Source organism: Streptomyces africanus (genome assembly GCF_002150735.1).
In the GTDB taxonomy this organism is placed as follows: Bacteria; Actinomycetota; Actinomycetes; order Streptomycetales; family Streptomycetaceae; genus Streptomyces; species Streptomyces africanus.
This window is the reverse complement of record NZ_MUKA01000394.1, coordinates 1-6964: the sequence shown is the minus strand read 5'-3', so window position 1 is coordinate 6964 and position 6964 is coordinate 1. Positions and strand designations below refer to the sequence as shown.

The following is a 6964-nucleotide window of genomic DNA, read 5'->3' as shown; positions in this document are numbered from 1 at the left end:
GCCGGGGGCACTCCGCGCCAGGCGGCGGAGTGAGGGCGGGCGCCCCCACGTCCGGGTCGTAGTCGTCAGCGACGGCGGCGGCGACGGCCCCGAGCCGGCCCGGCCTGGAGATCGCCGTGGGGGCGGGGATTGTCAGTTGGCTGCGGGACCGTCGTGGCTGGTCGCGCAGTTCCCCGCGCCCCTGAAGGGCACCCGGCACCGGGCTAGTGCGCCGCCGACTCCCAGTCCGGGCCCGAGCCCACCGAGACGCCGAGGGGGACGCGGAGGTGGACGGCGTCCGCCATCTCGCGGCGGACGAGCTCCTCGGCGGCGGTCCGCTCCCCGGGGGCGATCTCCAGCACGATTTCGTCGTGGACCTGGAGCAGCATGCGGGAGGCGAGCCCGGCGTCCTTCAGCGCGCTGTCCACCTTGAGCATGGCGATCTTGACGATGTCGGCCGCCGTGCCCTGGATGGGCGCGTTGAGGGCCATCCGCTCGGCCGCCTCGCGGCGCTGGCGGTTGTCGCTGTTGAGGTCGGGGAGGTAGCGGCGGCGCCCGAAGAGCGTCGCCGTGTAGCCCGTCGCCCGGGCCTCGTCGACCGCCCGGCGCAGATAGTCCCGTACGCCGCCGAACCGCTCGAAGTACGCGTCCATAAGAGCGCGGGCCTCCGCCGCCTCGATGTTCAGCTGCTGGGAGAGGCCGAAGGCGGACAGTCCGTAGGCCAGGCCGTACGACATGGCCTTGATCTTGCGGCGCATCTCGGCGTCCACCGCGGTCGGCTCGACCGAGAAGACCTGGGAGGCGGCCGTGGTGTGCAGGTCCTCGCCGGAGGTGAACGCCTCGATCAGGCCCTCGTCCTCGGAGAGGTGGGCCATCACACGCAGCTCGATCTGGCTGTAGTCGGCCGTCATCAGGGACTCGAAGCCCTCGCCGACGACGAAACCGCGGCGGATCGCGCGGCCCTCGTCGGTGCGGACCGGGATGTTCTGCAGGTTCGGGTCCGTCGAGGACAGACGGCCGGTGGCGGCGACCGTCTGGTTGAACGTGGTGTGGATGCGGCCGTCCGTGGCGATCGTCTTGATCAGGCCCTCGACGGTGACGCGGAGCTTGGCCTGCTCGCGGTGGCGGAGCATGATCACCGGCAGCTCGTTGTCCGTCTGTGTGGCGAGCCAGGCGAGCGCGTCGGCGTCCGTGGTGTAGCCGGTCTTGGTCCGTTTGGTCTTGGGCAGGGCCAGCTCGCCGAAGAGGACCTCCTGGAGCTGCTTGGGCGAGCCCAGGTTGAACTCGTGCCCGGCCGCCGCGTGGGCCTCCTTCACCGCTTGCTGGACAGCGCCGGCGAACATCTGCTCCATGGCCTCCAGGTGGGGCCGGTCGGCGGCGATGCCGTGCCGCTCCATGCGGGCGAGGAGCGCGGACGTGGGCAGCTCCATGTCGCGCAGCAGGTCGGCGGCGCCGACCTCCTCCAGGCGGCTCTCGAAGGCCTCGCCCAGGTCGAGGACGGCGCGGGCCTGGATCATCAGGGCCTCGGCCTCGGCGCCCTCGTCGGCGCCGAAGGCGAGCTGCCCGTCGGCCGCGGCGGCGGGGGCCAGCTCGCGGTGCAGGTACTCCAGGGACAGCGCGTCCAGGTCGAAGGAGCGGCGGCCCGGCTTGACCAGGTAGGCGGCGAGCGCGGTGTCCATGGTCACGCCCTCGACGCTCCAGCCGTGCTCGGCGAAGACCCGCATGGCGCCCTTGGCGTTGTGGAAAATCTTGGGCCGGGCGGCGTCGGCGAGCCAGGCCGCGAAGGCCCTCTCGTCGGCCTCGTCCAGCTGGGAGGGGTCGAACCAGGCGGCTGCTCCGCCGGGCGCGGCGAGCGCGACCTCGGCGACCGAGCCCGTGCCGAGCGCCCAGGCGTCGACCGTGGCGATGCCGAGGGGCCCGGTGCCGTGCTCGGTGAGCCAGCCGGTCAGCTCGCCGGTGCCGAGCACCGTGCCGTCCAGCTGCACGCCGTCCGTGCTGATGGGGGTGGTCTCGGCCTCCTCGGCGCCGGGGTCGACGGCGAAGAGCCGCTCGCGCAGAGAGGGGTTGCGGATCTCCAGGGTGTCCAGGACCATCGCGACGGCCTTGCGGTCGTAGGCGGTGCGCTCCAGGTCGGTGACGCCCTTGGGGAGTTCGACCTGGCGCTCCAGCTCGGTCAGCCGCCGGTTGAGCTTGACCGCTTCCAGATGGTCGCGCAGGTTCTGCCCGGCCTTGCCCTTGACCTCGTCCACGCGCTCGACGAGCTCCGCGAAGGAGCCGAACTGGTTGATCCACTTCGCGGCCGTCTTCTCGCCGACGCCGGGGATGCCGGGCAGGTTGTCGGAGGGGTCGCCGCGCAGGGCCGCGAAGTCGGGGTACTGCGCGGGCGTCAGCCCGTACTTCTCGAAGACCTTCTCGGGGGTGAAGCGGGTCAGCTCGGAGACGCCCTTGGTCGGGTACAGCACGGTCGTGTACTCGCTGACCAGCTGGAAGGAGTCCCGGTCGCCGGTGACGATCAGCACCTCGAAGCCCTCGGCCTCGGCCTGCGTGGCGAGCGTGGCGATGACGTCGTCCGCCTCGAAGCCGTCGACCGCGAAGCGGGCGGCGCCCATCGCGTCGAGGAGCTCGCAGATCAGCTCGACCTGCCCCTTGAACTCGTCGGGGGTCTTGGAGCGGTTCGCCTTGTACTCCGTGAACTCCTGCGAGCGCCAGGTCTTGCGGGAGACGTCGAAGGCGACCGCGAAGTGCGTGGGCGCCTCGTCGCGCAGCGTGTTGGCCAGCATCGACGCGAAGCCGTAGATCGCGTTCGTCGGCTGGCCCGTCGCGGTGGTGAAGTTCTCCGCGGGCAGCGCGAAGAACGCTCGGTAGGCCAGCGAGTGCCCGTCCATGAGCATCAGTCGCGGGCGGCTGCCGCCGGAGGTCTGGTCGGTCGTCTTCGATGCTGTCTCTGCCACGCCCCCGATCCTGCCACGCCCCACTGACACTCGGCCCCGGCCCCGACGGCGCGTGCGCCGGAGGCGGGCCGGGGGTCGGGCAGTCGCCCCGGCCCTCCCCTCACGCGATGTCACCGCAGCGTGCGAGGATCGGAGACGTACCTCACAGCGCGGTCGAAGGGGAGAGTGCGATGGCGGCCAAGCCACCCAAGAGTGATCCGGTTCAGGACGCGCCGCAGGTCACCGGGCCGCAGCGCGCGGCAGCGGGCCTCCCCGCGATCGGGCAGACGCTGCGGGTCGCCCAGCAGCAGATGGGTGTGAAGCGCACGGCGCTGACGCTGCTGAGCGTGAACCAGAAGGACGGCTTCGACTGCCCGGGCTGTGCCTGGCCGGAGCCGGAGCACCGGCACAAGGCGGAGTTCTGCGAGAACGGCGCGAAGGCCGTCGCCGAGGAGGCCACGCTGCGCCGGGTCACGCCCGAGTTCTTCGCCGCGCACCCGGTCGCCGACCTGGCCGGCCGCAGTGGCTACTGGCTGGGCCAGCAGGGGCGCCTCACCCACCCCGTGTACCTCCCGGAGGGCGGCACCCACTACGAGCCGGTGACCTGGGAGCGCGCGTTCGACATCATCGCGGAGGAGATCGCCGCCCTCGGCTCCCCCGACGAGGCCGTCTTCTACACCTCGGGCCGCACGAGCAACGAGGCCGCGTTCCTCTACCAGCTCTTCGCCCGCGAGCTCGGCACGAACAACCTGCCCGACTGCTCGAACATGTGCCACGAGTCGTCCGGCTCGGCCCTGTCGGAGACGATCGGCATCGGCAAGGGCAGCGTCCTGCTGGAGGATCTGTACAAGGCCGACCTGATCATCGTCGCCGGACAGAACCCGGGGACGAACCACCCTCGCATGCTGTCCGCCCTGGAGAAGGCCAAGGCCAACGGGGCGCGGATCATCAGCGTCAACCCGCTGCCCGAGGCGGGCCTGGAGCGCTTCAAGAACCCGCAGACCCCGCAGGGCATGCTCAAGGGCGCCGCGCTGACCGACCTGTTCCTGCAGATCCGCATCGGCGGCGACCAGGCCCTGTTCCGTCTGCTCAACAAGCTGATCGTCGAGACGCAGGGCGCGGTCGACGAGGCGTTCGTGCGGGAGCACACGCACGGCTACGAGGAGTTCGCCGAGGCCGCCCGCGCGGCCGACTGGGACGAGACGCTCGCGGCGACCGGCCTGACCCGGGAGGACATCGACAAGGCCCTCCGCATGATCCTCGCCTCCGAGCGGACCATCGTCTGCTGGGCGATGGGCCTCACCCAGCACAAGCACTCGGTGCCGACGATCAAGGAAGTGGTCAACTTCCTTCTCCTGCGCGGCAACATCGGCCGCCCGGGCGCGGGCGTCTGCCCGGTGCGCGGCCACTCGAACGTGCAGGGCGACCGCACGATGGGCATCTTCGAGCGCCCCGCCCCGGCGTTCCTGGACGCCCTGGAGAAGGAGTTCGGCTTCGCCCCGCCGCGCGAGCACGGCTACGACGTCGTACGGGCCATCCGCGCGCTGCGCGACGGCGAGGCGAAGGTCTTCTTCGCCATGGGCGGCAACTTCGTCTCCGCGTCCCCGGACACGGAGGTCACGGAGGCGGCCATGCGGCGGGCCCGGCTGACCGTGCACGTGTCGACGAAGCTGAACCGCTCGCACGCGGTCACGGGCGCGCGTGCCCTGATCCTCCCGACGCTCGGCCGTACCGAGCGCGATCTCCAGGGCAGCGGCGAGCAGTTCGTGACCGTCGAGGACTCCATGGGCATGGTGCACGCCTCCCGGGGCCGGCTGGAGCCCGCGAGCCGGCACCTGCTGTCCGAGCCGGCCATCGTCTGCCGCCTGGCCCGCCGCGTACTGGGCGAGAACAGCGCCACGCCCTGGGAGGAGTTCGAGAAGGACTACGCGACCATCCGGGACCGCATCGCGCGCGTGATCCCCGGCTTCGAGGACTTCAACGCGCGCGTGGCCCGACCGGGCGGCTTCACGCTCCCGCACGCCCCGCGCGACGAGCGCCGCTTCCCCACGGCCACCGGCAAGGCCAACTTCACCGCCGCGCCCGTGGAGTACCCGGAGCTGCCCGAGGGCCGCCTGCTGCTCCAGACGCTGCGCTCGCACGACCAGTACAACACCACGGTCTACGGCCTCGACGACCGTTACCGGGGCATCAGGAACGGCCGCCGGGTGGTGCTGGTCAACCCCGAGGACGCGCGGGCCCTGAAGCTGGCGGACGGCGATTACGTCGACCTGGTCAGTGAGTGGAAGGACGGCGTGGAGCGCAGGGCGCCCGGTTTCCGCGTCGTGCACTACCCGACGGCCCGGGGCTGCGCCGCCGCCTACTACCCGGAGACCAATGTGCTGGTGCCGCTGGATGCCACGGCGGACACCAGTAACACCCCGGCCAGCAAGTCCGTCGTGGTGCGTCTGGAACAATCGGCGACCGACTGAGCGTTTGCTCAGCCACAGTGCCCCACCGCATGATCTGGACGAACGGAGACCGGGCCCCATGGGCGAGCAGCAGCATGTGACGTTCCCGCAGGAGGTCATCGACGAGTACGCCGCGCTCGGCGTCGACCTCTTGGCCCTGTTCTCCGCGGGCCACCTCGGGACCCGGATGGGCGTCCAGATCGTCGAGGCGTCGGCGGACCGGGTGGTCGGGACGATGCCGGTCGAGGGCAACACCCAGCCCTACGGACTGCTGCACGGCGGGGCCTCCGCGGTGCTGGCCGAGACGCTCGGCTCGGTCGGCTCGATGCTGCACGGCGGCAGCTCCAAGATCGCCGTGGGCGTCGACCTGAACTGCACGCACCACCGCGGGGTGCGCTCCGGCCTCGTGACCGGCGTGGCCACGCCCGTGCACCGGGGGCGCTCGACCGCCACGTACGAAATCGTCATCACGGACGAAAGCGACAAAAGGGTGTGCACGGCTCGGCTGACCTGCCTGCTGCGCGACGTGAACCCGGGCGACGAACAGCTCATCCGCGCCGCGAGCTGACCGACGTAGGGAAAACCCTGGAGGGGCGGGCGCGCTCTTGTCGCGGCCGCCCCCGCGCGCTTCACTGACGCTCCACCCCCACAGGAGAAGACCCGTCCCACCCGTAGAAGGGTTTCTCTTGACCTCCGTACGTGCCATCGCCGTCACCGCCGCGGCCGGTGCCGCCGTGCTCGCCACCGCGCTGCCGTCCTCCGCCATCAACTCCTACAACGCGACACCCGCCCCCGAACGCACCGAAGTCGGCGCGCTCGTGGCCACCTGGGACAACGACGGCGACCCCGCGACCCCCGACCGGGTCGACTGGGTCTGCTCCGGCACCATGATCGACGCGGACACCTTCCTGACCGCCGCGCACTGCACCTCCGACTGGCCCGACAACGTGCGGTTCTCCGTGTCCCTGGACCAGGACGTGCAGTCCGGGCTCGACGCGGCGGCGAAGACGTACCCGGGCGACCCGGCCGCGCAGGCCGCCGCCGTCGCCGTCCCGGGCACCGCCCACACCCACCCCGGCTACCCGGGGCCCGCCTCCGACACCCACGACATCGCGGTGATCGAACTGCCCGCCGCCAAGGTCAAGGCCCGCTGGAGCTTCACCCCGGCCACCCTGCCCACCGCGAACCAGCTCGGCAGACTCGGCCCGCAGGGGCTGAACGCCACCGACTGGCTCGTCGCCGGCTACGGCACCCAGGAGGCCGTCAACGGCCCCGGCGGCCAGACCCACCCCGGCGGCGGCGTCCGCATGAAGGCACCCGTCAGCTTCGACGCCCTCAACAACTCCTGGGCCCGGCTGGCGATGACCGCCCCGCAGGGCAACGGAGGCGCCTGCTACGGCGACTCGGGCGGCCCCAACTTCGCCGTCATCGGCGGGAAGAACATCCTCGCCGCCACCACCATCACCGGCGACACCCCCTGCTACGCCACCAACGTGACGTACCGCCTGGACACCCCCGGCGCCCGCGCCTTCCTCTCGCCGTTCGTGAAGCTGCCGTAGCCCTCACACCGACGGCAACCGGCATGACCGACCGCCCCGCCGCACC

Annotated in this window: 5 protein-coding genes; 3 read left to right on the top strand and 2 right to left on the bottom strand. The window is 71.7% G+C overall.

All coding sequences use genetic code 11. The features are described 5' to 3' along the window. Both CCL05_RS45725 and polA read right to left on the bottom strand, forming a co-directional pair. Window positions 1-199, bottom strand: a 199-nt coding sequence (locus tag CCL05_RS45725) for a hypothetical protein (RefSeq protein ID WP_208641701.1), incomplete at its 3' end; no start/stop codon positions are given. 4 nt (window positions 200-203) lie between these two features. Further along, window positions 204-2930 carry a DNA polymerase I gene (gene polA, locus CCL05_RS37285; RefSeq protein ID WP_086565069.1) on the bottom strand — a complete coding sequence of 909 codons (2727 nt, stop codon included), beginning with the start codon at window positions 2928-2930 and terminating at the stop codon, window positions 204-206. A 170-nt stretch (window positions 2931-3100) separates the two neighbouring features. Between polA and CCL05_RS37280 the strand changes: the two genes are divergently transcribed. The 3 genes from CCL05_RS37280 (at window position 3101) to CCL05_RS37270 (ending at window position 6918) form a co-directional block, all read left to right on the top strand. Then, the gene (locus CCL05_RS37280) at window positions 3101-5380 is read left to right on the top strand and encodes an FdhF/YdeP family oxidoreductase (protein ID WP_086565068.1); all 2280 of its coding nucleotides are present in this window, start codon (window positions 3101-3103) and stop codon (window positions 5378-5380) included. A 58-nt stretch (window positions 5381-5438) separates the two neighbouring features. Continuing rightward, window positions 5439-5927 (top strand): PaaI family thioesterase, encoded by a 489-nt coding sequence (locus tag CCL05_RS37275; RefSeq protein WP_086565067.1) that lies wholly within the window; start codon window positions 5439-5441, stop codon window positions 5925-5927. A 118-nt stretch (window positions 5928-6045) separates the two neighbouring features. Then, window positions 6046-6918: a trypsin-like serine protease gene (locus tag CCL05_RS37270; RefSeq protein ID WP_107400565.1), complete on the top strand. Its 873-nt coding sequence runs from the start codon at window positions 6046-6048 to the stop codon at window positions 6916-6918. The last annotated feature ends 46 nt before the right edge of the window (window positions 6919-6964 follow it).

What these genes read in the sequence shown, in the direction of transcription:
- CCL05_RS37280 (WP_086565068.1), top strand. Translation starts at nt 3,101, where the DNA reads ATGGCGGCCAAGCCACCCAAGAGTGATCCGGTTCAGGACGCGCCGCAG.
- CCL05_RS37275 (WP_086565067.1), top strand. Translation starts at nt 5,439, where the DNA reads ATGGGCGAGCAGCAGCATGTGACGTTCCCGCAGGAGGTCATCGACGAG.